The sequence below is a fragment of the Bacillus sp. EU55 genome, assembly GCF_038005925.1.
GTDB lineage: Bacteria > Bacillota > Bacilli > Bacillales > Bacillaceae > Bacillus > Bacillus velezensis.
This window is the reverse complement of the sequence record NZ_JBBOUE010000001.1, coordinates 3,593,234-3,611,436: the sequence shown is the minus strand read 5'-3', so window position 1 is coordinate 3,611,436 and position 18,203 is coordinate 3,593,234. Positions and strand designations below refer to the sequence as shown.

Annotated in this window: 18 protein-coding genes and 3 pseudogenes; 17 read left to right on the top strand and 4 right to left on the bottom strand. The window is 45.8% G+C overall.

Translation table 11 applies throughout. The features are described from left to right. Nucleotides 1-129: 129 nt before the first annotated feature. The 11 genes from NYE50_RS18420 to NYE50_RS18370 all read left to right on the top strand — a co-directional run bounded on the left by NYE50_RS18420 (nucleotide 130) and on the right by NYE50_RS18370 (nucleotide 11,751). The gene (locus tag NYE50_RS18420; RefSeq protein WP_340766163.1) at nucleotides 130-2,352 is read left to right on the top strand and encodes a phage tail tape measure protein; all 2,223 of its coding nucleotides are present in this window, start codon (nucleotides 130-132) and stop codon (nucleotides 2,350-2,352) included. A gap of 6 nt (nucleotides 2,353-2,358) precedes the next feature. Further along, nucleotides 2,359-3,783, top strand: a complete 1,425-nt coding sequence (locus tag NYE50_RS18415) for a glucosaminidase domain-containing protein (protein WP_340763456.1) — start codon at nucleotides 2,359-2,361, stop codon at nucleotides 3,781-3,783. Nucleotides 3,784-3,794: 11 nt separating this feature from the next. After that, complete coding sequence (locus NYE50_RS18410; RefSeq protein ID WP_224988687.1) at nucleotides 3,795-5,195, top strand: phage tail protein; 1,401 nt, start codon at nucleotides 3,795-3,797, stop codon at nucleotides 5,193-5,195. Between the two features lie 14 nt (nucleotides 5,196-5,209). Next, the gene (locus NYE50_RS18405) at nucleotides 5,210-7,774 is read left to right on the top strand and encodes a peptidase G2 autoproteolytic cleavage domain-containing protein (protein WP_224988689.1); all 2,565 of its coding nucleotides are present in this window, start codon (nucleotides 5,210-5,212) and stop codon (nucleotides 7,772-7,774) included. 12 nt (nucleotides 7,775-7,786) lie between these two features. Further along, nucleotides 7,787-9,325, top strand: a complete 1,539-nt coding sequence (locus tag NYE50_RS18400; RefSeq protein WP_224988690.1) for a BppU family phage baseplate upper protein — start codon at nucleotides 7,787-7,789, stop codon at nucleotides 9,323-9,325. 13 nt (nucleotides 9,326-9,338) lie between these two features. Next, the gene (locus NYE50_RS18395; protein ID WP_224988691.1) at nucleotides 9,339-9,617 is read left to right on the top strand and encodes a hypothetical protein; all 279 of its coding nucleotides are present in this window, start codon (nucleotides 9,339-9,341) and stop codon (nucleotides 9,615-9,617) included. 2 nt (nucleotides 9,618-9,619) lie between these two features. After that, nucleotides 9,620-9,808 carry an XkdX family protein gene (locus NYE50_RS18390; RefSeq protein ID WP_224988692.1) on the top strand — a complete coding sequence of 63 codons (189 nt, stop codon included), beginning with the start codon at nucleotides 9,620-9,622 and terminating at the stop codon, nucleotides 9,806-9,808. Nucleotides 9,809-9,811: 3 nt separating this feature from the next. Continuing rightward, nucleotides 9,812-10,021 (top strand): BhlA/UviB family holin-like peptide, encoded by a 210-nt coding sequence (locus tag NYE50_RS18385; RefSeq protein WP_013351581.1) that lies wholly within the window; start codon nucleotides 9,812-9,814, stop codon nucleotides 10,019-10,021. A gap of 83 nt (nucleotides 10,022-10,104) precedes the next feature. Then, nucleotides 10,105-11,043: an N-acetylmuramoyl-L-alanine amidase gene (locus NYE50_RS18380; protein WP_340766161.1), complete on the top strand. Its 939-nt coding sequence runs from the start codon at nucleotides 10,105-10,107 to the stop codon at nucleotides 11,041-11,043. Nucleotides 11,044-11,064: 21 nt separating this feature from the next. Further along, nucleotides 11,065-11,322: a holin gene (locus tag NYE50_RS18375; RefSeq protein ID WP_013351583.1), complete on the top strand. Its 258-nt coding sequence runs from the start codon at nucleotides 11,065-11,067 to the stop codon at nucleotides 11,320-11,322. Nucleotides 11,323-11,448: 126 nt separating this feature from the next. Beyond that, nucleotides 11,449-11,751, top strand: coding sequence for a hypothetical protein (locus NYE50_RS18370; protein WP_039063545.1), 303 nt, complete (start codon nucleotides 11,449-11,451; stop codon nucleotides 11,749-11,751). Nucleotides 11,752-12,044: 293 nt separating this feature from the next. Here the strand turns inward: NYE50_RS18370 and NYE50_RS18365 are convergent. Both NYE50_RS18365 and NYE50_RS18360 read right to left on the bottom strand, forming a co-directional pair. Further along, a pseudogene (locus tag NYE50_RS18365) lies at nucleotides 12,045-12,348 on the bottom strand (hypothetical protein). A 16-nt stretch (nucleotides 12,349-12,364) separates the two neighbouring features. After that, on the bottom strand, nucleotides 12,365-13,792 hold the full coding sequence (locus NYE50_RS18360; protein ID WP_060674024.1) for a lipase: 1,428 nt from the start codon (nucleotides 13,790-13,792) through the stop codon (nucleotides 12,365-12,367). A gap of 51 nt (nucleotides 13,793-13,843) precedes the next feature. Here NYE50_RS18360 and NYE50_RS18355 point away from each other — a divergent pair, with 51 nt between their 5' ends. Further along, nucleotides 13,844-14,158 (top strand): DUF1433 domain-containing protein, encoded by a 315-nt coding sequence (locus tag NYE50_RS18355; protein ID WP_014418946.1) that lies wholly within the window; start codon nucleotides 13,844-13,846, stop codon nucleotides 14,156-14,158. Between the two features lie 181 nt (nucleotides 14,159-14,339). On the opposite strand, the pseudogene NYE50_RS18350 reads toward NYE50_RS18355, so the two are convergent. Next, nucleotides 14,340-14,450: pseudogene (locus NYE50_RS18350) on the bottom strand (sporulation transcription factor Spo0A); the annotation flags it as partial. Nucleotides 14,451-14,547: 97 nt separating this feature from the next. Next, nucleotides 14,548-14,953, bottom strand: a pseudogene (locus tag NYE50_RS18345) (lipase); the annotation flags it as partial. 56 nt (nucleotides 14,954-15,009) lie between these two features. Between NYE50_RS18345 and NYE50_RS18340 the strand changes: the two are divergent. The 5 genes from NYE50_RS18340 (at nucleotide 15,010) to NYE50_RS18320 (ending at nucleotide 18,182) form a co-directional block, all read left to right on the top strand. Further along, nucleotides 15,010-15,324, top strand: coding sequence for a DUF1433 domain-containing protein (locus NYE50_RS18340; RefSeq protein ID WP_159354620.1), 315 nt, complete (start codon nucleotides 15,010-15,012; stop codon nucleotides 15,322-15,324). 137 nt (nucleotides 15,325-15,461) lie between these two features. Next, nucleotides 15,462-15,746: a DUF1433 domain-containing protein gene (locus NYE50_RS18335; protein WP_159354723.1), complete on the top strand. Its 285-nt coding sequence runs from the start codon at nucleotides 15,462-15,464 to the stop codon at nucleotides 15,744-15,746. Nucleotides 15,747-15,950: 204 nt separating this feature from the next. Then, on the top strand, nucleotides 15,951-16,406 hold the full coding sequence (locus NYE50_RS18330) for a DUF3237 domain-containing protein (RefSeq protein WP_159354619.1): 456 nt from the start codon (nucleotides 15,951-15,953) through the stop codon (nucleotides 16,404-16,406). Nucleotides 16,407-16,427: 21 nt separating this feature from the next. Further along, nucleotides 16,428-16,916 carry a phenolic acid decarboxylase gene (locus tag NYE50_RS18325; protein ID WP_014305882.1) on the top strand — a complete coding sequence of 163 codons (489 nt, stop codon included), beginning with the start codon at nucleotides 16,428-16,430 and terminating at the stop codon, nucleotides 16,914-16,916. Between the two features lie 115 nt (nucleotides 16,917-17,031). Further along, nucleotides 17,032-18,182, top strand: a protein-coding gene (locus NYE50_RS18320) for an IS3 family transposase (protein WP_099721935.1) whose coding sequence is annotated in 2 segments (ribosomal slippage) — nucleotides 17,032-17,305 and nucleotides 17,305-18,182 — 1,152 coding nt in all. Because the reading frame shifts where the segments join, the coding sequence is not laid out codon by codon here. The last annotated feature ends 21 nt before the right edge of the window (nucleotides 18,183-18,203 follow it).

Genomic DNA, 18,203 nt, shown 5'->3' with positions numbered 1-18,203 from the left:
GCTATGATGAAACACCCACGAGCGCGTGGCACCCTAACGTCTTTGACGCGGGTGAAGATATAGTCTGAGCTTGCGGGAAACCGTAAGAACTACCGGATAAAGAGCCGGTAGGATAACAAACTGGATGCAATGAAATTCGTCGCCCCTGTCGCGCACTCTCTCGGATACTCCATCGAAGATACTGCGACAGCCGTTGCGAAAATGTCAGATGCCGGTATTCAGGGATCGATGGCGGGTACGGCGCTTCGTGCGTCACTCTTACACCTTACGAATCCGGTCGGTCAGTCGGCCAAGGCGATGAAAAAGTACGGAATCGAAGTAAAGGACGCGCACGGAAACTTAAAGCCGATACCGGAACTCGTCGGCCATATTTCGAAGAAGTTCGAAGGGATGACGTCGGCGCAGAAAACGGCAGCGGCGGCACAGCTCGTCGGAGTTGAAGCGGCTTCCGGATTCGTTACGCTCTTGGGCGTGGGGGAAAAGGGACTGCGCAACTACTCGAAGACGCTGAAGGAAGCCGGCGGGACAGCGGACAAAGTAGCGAAAACGCAGATGGATAACCTCAAAGGGTCATTCGAACAGTTTACGTCTGCGCTCGACGGCCTCGGAATCGCGATCGGTAACGAGTTTTTACCTACTTTCCGAAAAATTGTCGATACCGGTACGAAGGTGGTCGAGTTCCTTAGTGAACTGAATCCGGGGATCATTACGACGGGACTCGAAATGGCGGGTGCGGCGGCAGCGGTGGCGCTGGTTGCGTCGTCCATGATGAAACTCGGAATCGCAGTACGCGGTTTGTTCGTTGCGATGGGTCCGGCCGGATGGGTGATCACCGGGCTCTCGATTCTTGGCGGTTTATTAACCGGTGTTAAGTCCGGTTATGACGAGATGAATACCGTGAGCTTAGAATCGGCTGAAGCTAAGCAGAAGGAAGTTGAATCGCTTAACGATTTATCTGCGGAGTTTGAAAAACTTCAGACTAAGACAAAATTGACTGCGGATGAATTTGCGTATTACCTCGATTTGAACGACCGAATTAAAGCGGAAACGGATTCCGACGCAATTAAGCGTATGAAGGAAGAGCAGGAAGGACTGCGTAAGAAATCCGGACTGACAAACAGTGAATTTGATCGTTATCTGTCGCTTAACGACAAGGTTTTAGAGAAGGCACCGCAAACAAGCGCTGCGATCACCGATCAAGGTAATGCGTTCGCAAAAAATACTAAGGCGTTAAAGCGGCTGACTGAGGAAAAGGCGGAAGATTTGCGACTTGATCTGGAAAAACAGAAAAACCTCGCAGATAAAAATTATGAAGACAACCTAAGTAAGCAGAAGCAGCTTACAGGAGAAATAAAAGATCTGACAAAAGAGAGGCACAAAAGCGAGAGTGAGATAGCAGATCAGCTTGCTCTAATTGAAGAAACTGAAGGGAATATAAGAGACGCTAAACTCGAAGGAAACACGAAAGAAGTAGCTTCACAAGAGACTGTCCTTGAAGTTCAGAAAGGGACCTTAAAGACACTAAGAAGCCAATTAGACACCAGCTTACAGAAAATTTCAGCTAAAAAGACCGAACTTGATAAGGTAAACGAAGAAATATCTAAGCTGGATACTATTCGTCAGAAGATGATCGACCTTGAGCTCCGTCAAGTTGGATTAAACGCCAAAAAGGGCGAAGGCGTGAGAGTGATCGATAAGGAGATTGGGCGCTTACAAGATGCGAAGGCGAATCTGAAAAACAACACGACAGCAGCCGATCGTAAAACGGATGAATATCGAAAGTCTGTTAAAGCAATTGACGATGAGATCGCAAATCTTCGTACTGCAAGAGGCCGAGTCGAGGAGATTACTTCAGAAGCCCAAAGAATGAACGATGCTTTAAGTAAGGACATTTCGAAGCGGATCACGACAATCACATCGGATGTCACCATGAAGACAGAGCGAGCAGTAAGTCGGGGAAGAGGGAATGAGGGCGCCTTCCACACTGGCGGTGTTATCGGCCTCGGACAGATCAATAAACTTCACATCGGCGGCCTAGCGTCTCAATTCGCTAATCCGATGAGCCACGAAGTCGATATCCGGGCCCTGCGTAACGAAATGGTGCTTACTGAAGCGCAACAGGCGAATCTTATGCGAATGATAGACGCAGGCCACACGACAGGCCTCGGAGGAGATTCCGGCTTATCTTCGGATATGCTGCGCGCGCTTAGTTCGATTGAGCAGGCGATTAAGACGAAGGGCGGCGCTTCTGTAATCGTAGATGGATACGAGCTCGGTTATATAATTGAGCCGCATATTAGCGCGATCCAGCAAGACGGCCTTGATATAGAAAGTCTAAGGAGCGGGAGGTGATTTCGAATGGGAAATACGGACTTCATTAAGAAAATCGCTCCGGATGCGCAGAAGATATTCGTAAATTATAAAATTCTCGCCAGTCTTGTAATCGCGCAAGGATGTCTCGAGAGTGCTTATGGAACCAGCGGCCTTGCAGTTAACGGAAAGAATCTTTTTGGAGTAAAGGGCGAATATAACGGAAAATACGTCACCATGAAAACGTGGGAAGTAATCAACGGAAGGAACGTTCAAGTGGACGCCAAGTTCCGGAAGTATCCGACGTGGTATGAGTCGATGCAAGACCTTGCGAAGCTTTACGTAAATGGCGTCAGTTGGGACCCGAACCATTATAAGGCGGTCGTAGGCGAGAAGAATTACAAAAAAGCCACGGCTGCGCTAGTAGATGCCGGCTACGCAACGGACCCATCTTACGCGTCAAAGCTTAACAGAATTATTGAAACGTATAATCTGACGAAATATGACACCGCCCCGTCTCCATCGAATCCGTCGACTCCTTCTACGCCGGAGACAAACAACCCGGCCCCGGTTGTCGTTGAAGAGCCGGAGGTATCTATCGACGTTTTTTCGAGTGTCTATACAACGCCTCCATCAGGCGTCCCCATTACGGATAGCAACTTCCGGATACTTTACAAGGACGGACGCATAATCGATATGGCTCGCGATTTATCGGTCCTTGTGCGAAGTTTCAAGATTGCTTCGCCCACTCCCGACATTGATTACGAAACGATTCCGGGAAGAGATGGCCTAGTTCGAGTAGGAAAAACCTTCGGAGCCCGAACGTTGACTGCTGAATGTCTCTTGCTCGGAGCCGATGACGTTGATTTTCATTTGCTACAAGCGGAACTCTTTCACGCGCTTCACCGCGAGGAGGAGTTCTTTTTAGTTTCGGAAGCGACGCCGAAAAAGCGGTGGCGGGTCGAGCTGAGCGCATCATTCACGCCAGACAGAATTGGCAGCTTCGGCGACTTTACGTTGACTTTCCAAAGCGCCTCGACCTATTGCGAATCAGTCGGCACAACGTTGGATGCATTTACTTTTGATGCGAACAAATGGCAGATAGGCGAAGGGCTGACGGACGATATCCCTTCGTACAAACACAAGACGAAGACTTTTCGTATTTTCAATGCGGGAGCCGTCCGGCTAGATCCGAGATACATGTCTTTAAAAATTACGTATAAAGGCGCATCTAGCAAATTGTCGATCAAAAATAGAACAACAGGCGATCTGTGGACGTTTTCCGGCACATCTACCGCGAAGGAAGCGATTCAAATTTCCGGGGTAACTGCGAAAAAGGGGAACGTTAGCATCTTCGGGCAGACAAATTTCGGACTCATTACGTTAGAGCCCGGGTGGAACGATTTTGAGTTAAGCGGAACGAGCGAGGATTTTGAGATCACGTTTGATTTCAGATTCCACTATTACGCGTAGGGAGGTGCGTTGTGTCGAGTCTAATTGTAAAAAATCTCGCTAATCAGGTCGAAGCTCTAACAGACTTCAGCGTGACGAAGAAAGATGAAATCGATAACGGTAGATCTTTAGATGTATCAGTTATACAGACGGATCGGAACGCGCACTCCTTTCCGCTGATTCAGAATGAAGGCTCTCTCTTTTATGAAGACGAGGAATTTATCATCAGAAAGACGCGTTATGTACCGATCGGTGGCAAGAGACTAAAGGTCGACATTACGGCCTTACACCGATCATTTTCAGATCTCGGAGAGAATTACGTGTACGAGACTTCGGGGAAAAAGAAAAAACTTTACCTCGAGGATATGCTGGATATCGCATTAAAAGGTTCTGGATATTCCTACGAGGTTGTACCGGATGGGCTCGGTGATTCGTTTGAAGTAGAGGACTTTGGGAACGGGTACTCACTCGGTCTGTTAAACGATATAAAGGAAAAATACTCGGCTGAATATGATTGTATTGGAAAGAAAGTATATTTCGCGAAGGAGATAGCGAGAGATACGGACTATGTTATTCGCGATCGAGTAAATGTAAAAGATCCAACACAGGAGATTGACACTTCTTCTATCAAAACGTTTATCAAGGGCTTCGGAAAGAAGGACGACAAGACAGGGAAATATGCAGTTGAAGCTGAATACAAAAGCCCTTTGGCTACAATCTACGGAATTAAACACGCAAATCCAATATTCGACGATTCTTACACGGCGAAGGACGAAGGGAAACTTGAGAAACGGCTAGAGAAGGAACTGACCGATAAGATCGAAATATCAATCAGTTTGACATATGTAGAAGTCGAAGCTTTGAAAATGCAGGACATCCGAAAAGGTGATTACGTATGGTGTGTATTAGAGCCATTTGATTTACGCACCAAACTTCGCGTTGTCAGTGTCGAATCTTATTCCGATCCGAATAAACCGTCTGTTTTCACTTTCGGAAAATTGCGGCCGAATATCAGTAAAACTGTTGCAAAGCTTGGTCGTACGCAGAGTACGCTCTCCAAACTTATCGACACGTCGACTGGGAAAGTGAAAGGCAGCGCCATAAGTGCGAACATAACCATCGGAAAAGATGCGATTTACGAAGACGGGTATGATCCGACAAAGCTGACGATTCCTACGTACGGCCGGGCAAACGCAACAACGGATGGGCTTATGAGTTCGTCGGACTACGTGAAGCTGGCGAGTATCGTCTTAGGGCCCGACGGTCAAGTTTCTGTCTCGCTGGCTACCGAAACAACGGACGGCTTAATGAGCGCATCTGACTTCACAAAGCTGAAGCGCATCAAGGTCGGTACGGCTACGGTGGATATATCGACACTTTCGCAACAGCTCGAATCTATAAACAAGCGCCTGACCGCGCTAGAGAATAAATAACGAGGAGGAATACAATGCCGAAATTTCCGTACAGAAAGGCCGGGGCAGCGTGGGACCGTGTTTTTCGTAACGACCACAACCAAAACCTCGATGATATTGCGGACGATATTAAAGGATCGTATACGGAACTGGCCGCACATAAGAACGCGAAAACCGCCCACACGTCGGATCAAATCGACCATGGCGGTTTTTCTTTGCGCACATATATCGACGGCTTATATAACCGTATCAGAAATCTGATCCTTAACGCGGACGGCACAAACGTAAAAGAGGTCGTTGATGCTCGTGTAGACGCGGAAGGAAACATCGCGCCGTTATTGAAAGAGCGGCTCGATAAAGAGTATAACAAGCTACTGCGAAAAATTGAGCGTGATGTAAACGTTGACGACTACGGAGCCGATCCGACAGGCGTTAACGATAGTACAGAAGCGTTTAAAAAGGCGATTGGGAACGGTAAGGTGCGACTCAATCTATCGGCCGGCACGTATATCGTTAAAGGTGTCAAGTTGCCGTCATGGACGTATTTGATAGGCCAAGGCATGGGCGTTACTACGCTGAAGCTGCACGAAGACACGCCGGCGAGCGAGTGGGTCATCATTAACGCGGACCCAACATCCGGCAACCGGAATATCGTAGTCCAAGGAATGTCCCTCGACTGGAATCCGGATCGTCAAGGCGGGGTGGGCGCAACGGGAGGCATTCATTCGAGTTGCTTAACTTTTGCGCAAGTGAAGTTCGGTATCGTCCGGGAAGTCGAGGGGATTAACCCGGGGCTTCATTGTTTCGATATAACTGCGCCTACCTATGATATCTCAGCGAAAGATTACACGGCAAAAGGCAGTAAATACGTTTGGGTCGACCGATGCATAGGGTCTGGGTATGGGGATGATGGAATCACTACACATTATAGTGAATACATCTTCATTACTCACAACGTCATGACATACCCAAGCGGAAAAGCCCACGATAAAGGGGCCTCAAATTCAAACGGAATTGAGGTAGATGATGGGTCAAAACATGTTTGGCTTATCGATAACTATACCGAGGGAAATGTCAGAGGCGTTGAGGTAAAAGCACATGCTAAGTGGCCGGCTCCGTGTAACGTCCATATACGCGGTCATGAATCTTTTCGCGATGTTAGGTCTTACGATTTGCGCCACATTGGACACCACCTCGTATCAGATCCGTGGAGCGAGACGGCAAGAGACGTAACGATGGTCGACTGTACAGCCAGAGAACCTGTATTTAATTCTCTGTATGAAGGGATAGGACCGAGGGCGCTTGTCGTATCGGCTTACCAACGCGTTAAGATAATCGGGTTTACAGCCATCGGCGACCCGACATATGACTACAAAGGTAATTCAGTGATCGCGTTTCAGTATAAAAGTCGGAAAATAAGCGTCACAAACCTACAAGTGTCAGGCTTTAAAAAGGCAGGGTGTGATGTTAAGGTGACTGGCGGAGATCAACGGACAGACGACGTTTTCATCTCTGACTTCGTTATTCACGATTCGGCGCATAATGGCATCGAGATCGGAGGCGGTGTGTACAACGTTAATCTGGATAACGGGATTCTGCACACGTCGGGAGGTACGTCTGGTGTTACGTCACCAAACACACAAACAAATATCTTAATGGTCCGGTCGTATGGTTATAAGGATGCGGCAATTCTCGGAGGGCAAAAGTATTCATTCGTTCCCAATAACGTTAAAGGAGGGTTTCGGGCAGCTTCGACATCAGGACATCCGGTAGACACTACAAGCGCGGTCATTGCGACCACGGGCGGATGTACAACGAAAGGACCTAGAAACGTCGTTCTAGGCGCCAGCGGTGGTTCATCCACAACAGCTTCGCGTCAAGCAATTATAGCGTCAAACAATTCACATACAAAAGGTGACGGGCCGTCGAGGGTCGTACTCGCTGCCAACGGGGTTATCAACGATAACGGGTACAGCGTCAGAGGGGGATACGGAAGCGGAAGCGCCTCGACCGGAAATACGAAATGGGAACTCGATTCAACTGGAGGACACATTCGCGGTACAGGACGAGTGGAGAGCGTCTCAGATTTCAAAGACTTCGCGGAGTATTTCGAATCTGTTGACGGTCAGAAAATTGATTCTAGCTATCTCGTTGCGCTAGAAGGCGATAAGATACGAAAAGCAGGCGAAGGGGATAAGATACTCGGAGTTGTTTCGGAAACGGCCGGCTTGGTACTCGGAGGCGCAGCGTTCTATTGGAACGATCAGTTCGAAAGAAACGAATTCGGCGGCTTGGTTTACGAAACGGTTATCGATGGCGGCGAAGAGTTAAGCGTGCCAAAATTAAACCCCAATTATGATCCGACTCTTGAATACGTGCCGCGCGACTCTCGCGATGAGTGGCATGTCATCGGCTTAATTGGTCAAGTCTTTGTCAGGATTGACGAAACAGTGGCCATAGGGGATAGCGTATCCGCAATCGAGGGCATCGCAACCAAGGCGGAAAGCGGCGGTTATGGGACCGTTATGAAAATCAAATCTCCGTATGACGCGGAAAAAGGCTACGGTGTAGCGCAAATGATCATTACGCCACAGCACTAAGGAGGTTTTGTAGTGATATACAATAACGCATCACTTGCGTTTGAGGTGACGAGTCGGACAAAAACGAATATAAAAACCGCAATACAGTTCAGCACGCAAGATGTCTATACAGCGCGTTTAATCTTCTCATTAACAAAAGACGGCGTCCCGTTGCCGTTGTCTGCTGTTACCGGGAAGCTCGTCATGTTAATGGCGGACGGCAGCCGGTTTATAAGAAGCGTAGAGATCACGGATAAAGTCGAAGGGGTTGCGCAGTACGTTCTATCAGCCGAAGAGATCCGACACAGCGGCGATGTGCAGGCGGAACTTTATCTGTATTACGCGAATAAACAGGCGCTTTCCATCCATAAGTTTTCGTTTACCATCGACAAGGCGCTGATTGATACGGATATCGTACCGTTGGCGGAATACTACGTCGATGACTTTGAAGAGCTGCGCCAACAAATCAACGACTTATACGACGAAGTGGTCGAAACAGTCGAAGAGCTGCGCAAGAAATTCGAAGACCTTGAAAATATTGAAACGAAAGAAGGGGCGCAAGAAAAAGCCGATGCTGCGGAAAAGAATGCGAAGGCATATACAGACACTCATACGAAAAGGACAGACAATCCGCATAGTGTAACGAAATCGCAAATCGGTCTGGGAAACGTTGAGAATGTGAAGCAGGAGACGCCGGACGGAGCGCAGGCAAAAGCCGATAAGGCCCTTGCGGACAGCATAGCGTATACGGACGAACATACTGATCGGACGGATAACCCGCACTCAGTGACAAAGGGGCAGATCGGACTTAATAACGTAGACAACGTTAAGCAAGCTCCTCTCGACCAATTCCGAGCCCACGACACCAATGGCATCCGTCATATTTCTCAGGCTGAAAGAGACAAATGGAATGACAGTCAGATTGCGAAGTTGACAAAGGATGATGGAAAACGGACTCAATTAGCCAATGAAACAGACATTCTCGCATTAAGCTCCGGTTTTTATTATGCGAATGGCACATCAGTTAAAAACAATCCTGTTGCAAATGATAGTTCTTGGTTCAACTATGATGTTATCGAAGGCGATTCCGGAAGAAAGTCCATCATAGCTTGGCGTAGCCATGATAACACTTTGTGGCATGCTACGGTTCATACTGACGGCGTTTTCAAAGGGTGGAAACGGATTATTACATCTACGGACTTTGAGAGTAACGAGTGGCGAGAACCGACGCTTAAAAACGGTTGGACAAATTATACGGATTCTTCCAATGGTGATCAAACTCAATACAAAGTTCGTTATTCCAAAGATACAGCAGGAACGGTGTCCGTAGAAGGCGCGATGGCAAAAGGGACGGTAGGTTCCGGAGTTGTAGCATTCGTTCTGCCTGAAGGGTATAGACCGGGAAGGGCTTTTCAGTGGCTTGGAGTCTCTTCGCAAATCGGAATGAATGGTATCCCTCAGTATCATCGGCTGCTGGTCGAGGTGAACGGTCAAGTTATTATTGAAAGCTGTTCAAACACACAGAGGCCAAATGAATACATCAGTCTAGGCTTTCAATTTAAAGCGGGATGAAGGGGGCGATTAAATGAAGTGGCTTTATCAGTATGATGAAAATTTCAACTATATAGATGCGGGGGAAATTGAATGGGAAGATGGCATGGGCATTCCGGAAGGATACACAGATGTGAGGCCCCCTGATGGACTATTCAAAGCAAAATTCGATCTGGAAAATCAGGTGTGGAAAGAATCCGCGTCAGAAGAGTACATCGAAAGCTTACAGCCTCCACCGCCTGAACCAAGCGAAACAGAAATATTAGCTGAGAAGGTTGCGAATCTATATTATTTAGTAGCTATGGGAGGTTAAACATGATCGACTGGTTCTCAGATATCAAGTATTTCTATGAGAAGAAATTATGGACTAAGAAACAGGTGTATGATGTTGTAGGAAAGCGAATAACACCGGATGACTACGAGAAAATCACCGGAGATGTTTACGACCCCAACAACCCTCCTATCGAAGAACCTTCGGAAGAAACAGGCGGACAGGAGGCGTAGTTATTGAACGGCGGCGAATTAGACGTACTCAAATACTTTTTAACGCAGGGACCGTTCGCGGTCCTTTTTACGTGGCTGCTGATTTACGTAATGAAATCGAACAGGGAGCGCGAATCGCGGCTACAGGACTTACTCGATAAATTTAGTGATAAGTACGACGTCATCATCGACAAGATCGATAGACTCGAAGAGAAATTCCGCGGAAGAGAATAACCGATTAAAAGCAACACGCCCGTCAGGTGAGAGTCCCGGCGGGCTTTTTTAATGCAAAAAAAAACGAAAAGGGAGACGATTTAATGGCGATTTCAGTACGTAAGAACCTAGTGTCTGCGAGTAAGTATTCGATTAAGTGTCCGAATTCAATGGATGCGCAATACATCACGTTTCATAATACGGCCAACGATGCTTCAGCGGATGCAGAGATCCGATATATGATCGGAAACAACAACGAAGTGTCTTACCATTTCGCAGTTGACGATAAGGAAGTCGTTCAGGGGATTCCGACAGATCGTAACGCATGGCATACCGGAGATGGTAGCGGCGCAAATTCCGGAAACCGCACGTCCATCGGAGTCGAGGTTTGTTACTCGAAATCGGGCGGCGCTAAGTACGATGCGGCCGAAAAGCTGGCGATCAAATTCATTGCGCAGTTACTGAAGGAGCGCGGCTGGGGAATCGATCGTCTGCGCAAACACCAAGACTGGTCCGGCAAATACTGCCCGCATCGCGTATTAGCGGAAGGCCGTTGGGAATCCGTAAAAGCGGCAATCGCTGCGGAACTCAAAGCACTCGGCGGCAAGTCCTCCGCAAGCAAGCCGGCCAAAACATCCGGATCGACATACACCGTTAAGAAAGGCGACACTTTGTCCGAAATTGCGGTGAAAACTGGCGTCAGTATGGCGAAGTTACAAGCATACAATGGCATTAAGAATGCGAATAAGATTTCGGTCGGCCAAGTGTTAAAACTGACGGGGGCGGCCGGCTCTTCTAAGCCGTCATCCAGCGGCAAGAAATACGTCTACCTTCCGGCGTCTGCCGCCTCATGGCGCATCTATCCTACGAATAAAGCGCCGGTCAAAGGGAACGAATGCGGATTATTGCGTCCTAAGAAATTCGGCGGCCTGAAGTACGAGGTTCTCGGTAATCCACAGACCGACGTGTACACGATCAAGACGGACCAGTTCGGAAAGGTGAATATTTATGCCGCGAAGTCCACAGGCGCAACAGTAAAATAAACGAAAAGGGAGACGATAATTATGGAAGAAGTATTAATTTTCGCGACTATCCTCGCGCCTATCTTAACGGCGCTCGTTCAGCTCGTTAAGAAAACGGTTAAGCTGCCGACGAATATTGTGCCGGCTCTCAGTTTCGTCATCGGCATCGGATTGGGCGCGATTGCCTATCCGTTTACTGACCTCGACTTGGTGCTGCGTTTGTGGGCCGGCGGCTTTGCGGGTCTGGCGGCGACGGGTCTTTTCGAAATCGGAACAAAACGAGAGGGAACTACGAAATAAAATAACGGAACTTTTTGCGGGCGCTTGCGTATGAATACGTGGGTGTCCGTTTACATAACGAACAGGTATTGCGGAAAAAGATGGTCGGATAGTATAATTTAACTACGAATAGGGGAGGCGTGGAATTTGGTTAAATTTATTCAATACGTTGGATTTGCTATACTTGCAGTAGGTATTATCGCGTTTTTGTATCTTGGATTCGGCTTGAAAACATATACACCGGGCTTATCGGAAGGCTATACGTATGCCGAACCGCACCCGCTACGATGGATTTACGCTACGGCCTCCTTTTTAGGGGCGGCTTTCTTCGGCAGCGTGCTCATCGGGCTGGCTCGTATTTTACACCACAAGGAATCCGATTCTAGTTACATTCGAGAAATACAAAACGACCTCCGCCTGATGAAAGCGCGCGAGGGAATTTCGAAATAATAAACAGCCCTGTCCTTAATCGGATGGGGCGTTTTTTTTTATTTATCAGCGTGTTGACGTGCGGAGAATACTCGGTATATAATACGGACAAGTACATGCGGTATCCGCGTCCTTAAATTCGGGACCGTTAATCGCATTAAGTGTCCGTAAAGGTTACGGATGCTCGAACGGATGAAATATCGTTATAGGTTTCCGGTACCACGTCTGTCGGGGGTTCGAATCCCTCCGAGCGCGTCTCAGTTAAGACGATAGGAAAAACCTCGCAGATGTTAAATCTGCGAGGTTTTTTTATTTTATCTTGTTTTGAAACTGTTAACGAATGTGTCTCTGTTATGTTCGGTGCCGGCAATCAGCCGCGCACTTTCACTGATCCGCTGCGCGAGAGCTTTTTGCGCCTTGCCTTCAAAGCTGTTCAATAGTGCTGAATACACTTCATATAATCAACGTATTCATTTCGAATGTCGGTTTCAGCGTTCGGCGCACTGTTTCCAGTTTTGTCCCCGCTGCCTGCGTCATCCCTGTTTTCAGCATCTGCCGCTGCAGCATTTTCTTCATTGGATCGTCCTTGTGTTCTAAAAGTTCGTCTAATGTCGGCATTATGTATCCACCTCTATCATCTTAACCAGTTTGCGAGCATCTGGTCTTTTTCCTGAAATTCGTCTGCTATTTTATGTAAGAATCCGCCGATCTCTTCAAGGTCTGTGATCGCTGCCTGCAAAGAATCAATAAACGCCTGCTCAGCCTGAGTGTCATAAAAAATCGGGCCTTTATCGTAAGATAGCGCAATATCTTCAATGGTATTGGTCACGTCCTGTGCTTGAAGCTGATCATACAAGCCGTGTCCGACTTGACCGTAGAATTCTGTTTTCAGTTCGGCAATTTTTTCATCGTGCTCCTGATAGGCGTTTTGCGCTTCTTTTTTCATCGTCCGCAAATCCTCAGTCATTGCCTGCACCTTTTCAGCCAGCTTCTTTGCGTTTGTCGGCGTTACTTTTATTGTATCTGCGCTTCCGATTGCACCGGCCGGCAGAAGAGCGCCGAGGTTTTTATCAAAGACTAATTCATCTCCGTTCGGATTTGCGATATTTCCGTTTCTGTCGAACACGAAATTTGCTTCGTTTAAGCCGTGTGTATCCGGATTTCTCAGAATGACGGTAGTGAAGAAATAAGCGAGATTTTTTCCGATCTGCTCGCTCAATTTCCCATCAAGCCGCTGCTTTCGGCTGAACTGTGAGAGAGAGGGGTTTTTCGTGTAAATCGTTGTCCCGTTGTGGCGGTCATATTCGTTCCAATAACCTGCCCCGACCATGTCGTCCGGATTGATAATTGACCGGATGTAAGGATCATATATGCCGCTGTTGATCTCTTTCTGTGTTTCTTCATCGTGCAGCTTCACGACGGAAGGACTGTTAAACGCGACGGCATACACATCATTATTCACCGCGCTGTATTCGGCCTCAGCGCCGCCGAGTGAATGGCCGGTTGTTGAAATAATCGTTGACGTTCCGGCATACTTTTTCTTTACGCTGCGTACCAGCTGATCGGCTTGATCAATTTGCGATGTTTTCGTCATCAGCTTATACTTTCCGGTTGTGAGCATGGCGTCTTGAGAAGGTGTGCCGTTATATTTTCCGAGTGTTTTAGACGTATCCTTCGCGTCCTTTTCAACGATATAATGAGCTTCTTTTTTGGGGTCGCTTCCAAAAACAATGTTCCCGCCGTCCGCTTTTACGCCGTCATTGATCGGGTCTTTTGCGATATCAGTTCCCGCAAAGGCGACGACCACGTTTTCGGGGTTTTTTGATTTTATCCATTTACCGTTTTTGGACTTGATGCCTTTTGAGAATACAAAGGCATCAAGACCCGTATCAGAATCCTGCTTCACTTTCTCAACGTACCAATATGACGTCTTACTTATTTTATAAGGAGTTTTATATTTCATATGCAGGGCTAACATTTTATAATGGTAAGCTGCTTGACTCAAACGGTAATATTCTTTATCTGTGACATTAGAGACGGTTATTTCTTTTCCTTTTGGCATATATACATCACTTTTCTTATATTGTAAAATAGTTCCGAAAGGATGATACGCATGAGAAAATACATTATTATCCTAATTGTTATAATTATAGCAGTGGGAGGGTTTTTCGTGAAGCGTCAATATGATAAACATAAAAACGAAGAAAAACTTGTGATTGAGGCGCAAGAGCACATGAAGAATTACTTAAAAAAAGACTATAAAAATGTAAAGGAAGTTCATTTTTCAAAAGACTACAATATCGATCCGACAGGCGGAGTTGAAGTTTCAGGCTACATAAATAATAATAAAGAAAAAGAATTTTCCGGTATATATGATCCAACGAACAAGGAGATAGGTATTTCAGTGGTCAATGCCGAAGAAAGGTAAAATACCCACATCAGGGATGAGTGGGTATTTATTTTGTTTAATTATCTTACAAAATTCGTGATATGTTTCTCATACAGTTCAAACCTATTCCTGAGACCAATCGCCTCTACCGTCTCATTTGTCGAGGTATCTCCGATATTAACGGTACAAATATCATGACAACTCAACGATAGGAAAAACGTCAGATCAGCATTTCACTCGCTTTAAGTTCCAATCTTAACTTGTCAGCAACAATCGCGATGAATTCTGAATTGGTTAGCTTTGCTTTTGACATGCTGAAAGTATATTCATATCAAGTTTTCAGTAGTTGTGTTTACTTAATCCATGAGGGGAAGTCAAAGAAGCACTGCAATATTAAGCTATCAAACATTTATGATGAACCAAATCCTATTGTAGGTTCCGATCGTTCGATGTATCCTCCGCATCTTCTTTTACAAAATAATACACTTCTTTTTTCGGATCATTTCCGAAAAAAATATTCCCGCCGTCATTGATCGGGTCTTTTGCGATATCGGTTCCCGCAAAGGCGACGACCACGTTTTCGGGGTTTTTTGATTTTATCCATTTTCCGTTATTCTTCACTGCTTGTACTAATACAACCGCATCAAGTCCTGTATTATCGTCTGATTTTATTTGATCGACGTACCAGTAAGTAGGTTTTGAAATGGAGGAATTAATACGTATATAATCGTTCTTCTCTAATTTCCTTTTAAGATAGTCATAGTTATAAGCACGTTGACTCATCCTGTAATATGTTTCATCTGTCAGGTTTGAAGTCCTGATTTTCTTGCTCAAGATATACGGCACCTTTCTTGTCATGTAAAATAGGGTAGGGAAAGGGATGATTTTTTTTGAAAAAATACCTTACTATTGTTCTAGTGTTAATTATAACCGTTGGAGGGTTGGTTATGAAGCATCAATATGATGTGAAAAAGGAAGAAAATGCTCTTTTCGAAAAAGCCAAAAGTAAAATGACCGAGTACTTGCGTAGTGAGTACAAGGGTGTAGAGAAAATTTCTTATGATGATTATTTTATTGATCCAACCGGCGGAATTACAGTTGAGGGGTATCTAAACGGCGATAAAACTAAAGAATTTGACGGCTTATATGATCCTGTAGGAGACAAAATAGGGAGCTCCTCTGTGGATGCGGAAGAAAAATCTTAAGACGCCTAAATGCACCGGATGTCACCGACCATTTGTTCCAGTCCGCGAGCTTCATCATAACTCATGAGACGGATGATTCTGTGAAAAAATACATTATTATCTTGATAGTTATTTTTATAGCAGCCGTAGGTTTTATAATGAAGAGTATGAATGATAAAAATGTTCAGGCTGAAGAGATAAAGATTGCTCAAGAACGAATGGAGAAATTTACCAAAGTGAATTATGAAGGCATACATAACGTTACATTTAAAGATAAATACGAAATAGATCCAATGGGCGGGATAGAGGTATTTGGCTATTACAACGGTGATACATCGAATAAATTCGATGGTACTTACGATAAGGCAAATGACAAGATCATGGGGCACTCAATAGACGCTGTAAGAAAGAAAGAATGCAGAAATAAAGATTGCGATTATTAATAAAGACGCTCGTCTGGTATGAGCATACACTAAACGAAAAAGACAAGGGGTCGGCATTTGCCGCCCTTGTCTTTTTTTATTGAACATTGGAAAACATAATCAGAAACAGTTCATCATTTGACAGTCCATTTTAACAGCGTTACAATTAAACGTGTAAATAGTTACATGTTTAAATAAACATAGTGACTCGGGAGGTGATACGTCTTGAAGGAACCTTCTTTAAAAAAAGTGATGTCTCTGCAGATTGAAGTGGATGAACCGATCGTTGCGGGGCAGACTGGATTAGGGAAAAGGCAGTTGATTCCGATACGGGGCGGAACGGTCAGCGGCGCCGTAAAGGGACGTGTGCTTCCGGGCGGGGCAGATGCCCAGATCATCCGTCCGAACGGCCGGGTCGATCTTTCTGCCAGATATGCGCTGGAGACGGAGGAGCATGAAGTCATCTATGTAGAGAACAACGGCATCCGCCAAGTCAGTGAACCGTTCCGCCAACAGGCTGCAGAGGGGCGCATCATTGATCCCGAGCACGTGTATTTCCGCACTGTGCCTATGTTTGAAACAAGCAGCGAGGCATATCAGCATCTGCAGGACCGGCTGTTTATCGGGGCTGCGGTCCGATTGCCGGATGACATTCGGTTAGATGTTTATGAAGTTCAATAATAAGATGGAGAGTGAGTCAACATGGAAAACTTTATCGGAAGCCATATGATTTACACGTATGAAAACGGCTGGGAGTATGAAATCTATATTAAAAATGATCATACGATCGACTATCGGATTCATAGCGGAATGGTAGGCGGCCGCTGGGTGCGCGACCAGGAAGTGAATATCGTCAAGCTGACAGAAGGCGTATACAAAGTGTCATGGACTGAACCGACAGGCACAGACGTTTCCTTAAACTTTATGCCGAATGAAAAACGGATGCACGGAATTATTTTCTTCCCGAAATGGGTGCATGAGCATCCGGAAATCACGGTGTGCTACCAAAATGATTACATTGACGTGATGAAAGAGTCACGTGAGAAATATGAAACATACCCGAAATATGTCGTTCCCGAGTTTGCGGATATTACGTATCTCAACAATGCGGGAATCAATAACGAAACATTGATTTCAGAAGCGCCGTACGAAGGAATGACCGATGATATTCGCGCGGGAAAATTAAAATAAGAGAAAAAACCCGGCAGCTTGGGACTGACCCCATAAGATGAGACAAACAAAAAACACCTTCAAGTTTGAAAACGGATGATTGTTAGCCGAAATTAGACTTGGAGGTGTTTTTTCTATGGGGACAAGAGTGAGTTATCCGGTTGAAGTGAAACAGAAGGCTGTAGAAATGAGATTGGCAGGCGTGCCTATGAAAGAGATCATGCAGGAATTGAATATTAAGAATAAGACACAGGTTCAGACATGGGTTAGATGGCATAAGACTGGGGATACACATCGATTCGAACAGCCTGTCGGAAAGCAATACACTTACGGAAAAGGCCCGGAGTATTCTTCCGAATTAGAGAAACTGCAGGCAGAAAATCGTTATCTGAGACAACAGAATGAAGTTTTAAAAAAGTGCAACGAATTGGAAAGGAAGCTGATAGCGAAACGCCAGTCGAGCTTGTAGAAGCATTGCGCGGCACAATGACCATACAGGATATCTGTATTCATTTAGGTATCTCACGAGCATCTTATTATCGTTGGAAGAAGAATCTGATGAAAGATAACCCTAAATACCATTTAGAAAAACAAATCGGCACGTTGTGCCGAGAACACAAGTTTCGATATGGCTATCGGAAAATCACAGCCATATTAAAAAAGGGAATGCGTGTGAATCATAAAACGGTTCAGCGCATTATGCAGAAGAATCAGTGGCAATGCCGGGTTAAGGTGAAAAAGCGCAAGAAAGATGGGCAGCCATATGCCGTGGCCGAGAATATATTGGATCGAAACTTTCAGTCTGAACGCCCTCTGGAAAAGCTAGTAACGGATATCACATATTTGCCTTATGGGCAGAAACAATTGTATCTTTCCAGTATATTGGATTTATACAATGGAGAAGTGATTGCTTTTACAATTGGCGATAGACAGGACACAGACTTTGTCTTACACACACTTGATCAGCTGCCCGCACTGCCAGAGAACTGCGTGTTACATAGTGACCAAGGTTCTGTTTATACATCTTATGAGTATCAGAAAGCTGTTAAAACAAAAGGCATTACCATGAGCATGTCCCGCAAAGGGACGCCCGCTGATAATGCCTCCATCGAATCGTTTCATTCCTCACTAAAGTCTGAAACGTTCTATCTTAACAGCATTGATCGAACTACGACGACCATCGTAGAACGCACTGCCATAGAATACATTCATTATTATAACAATATTCGTATTCAAACGAAACTAAACAGCCAATCGCCGATACAATATCGGCAATTGGCTGTATGAAGGTGTTTTGATCCCTGTCTC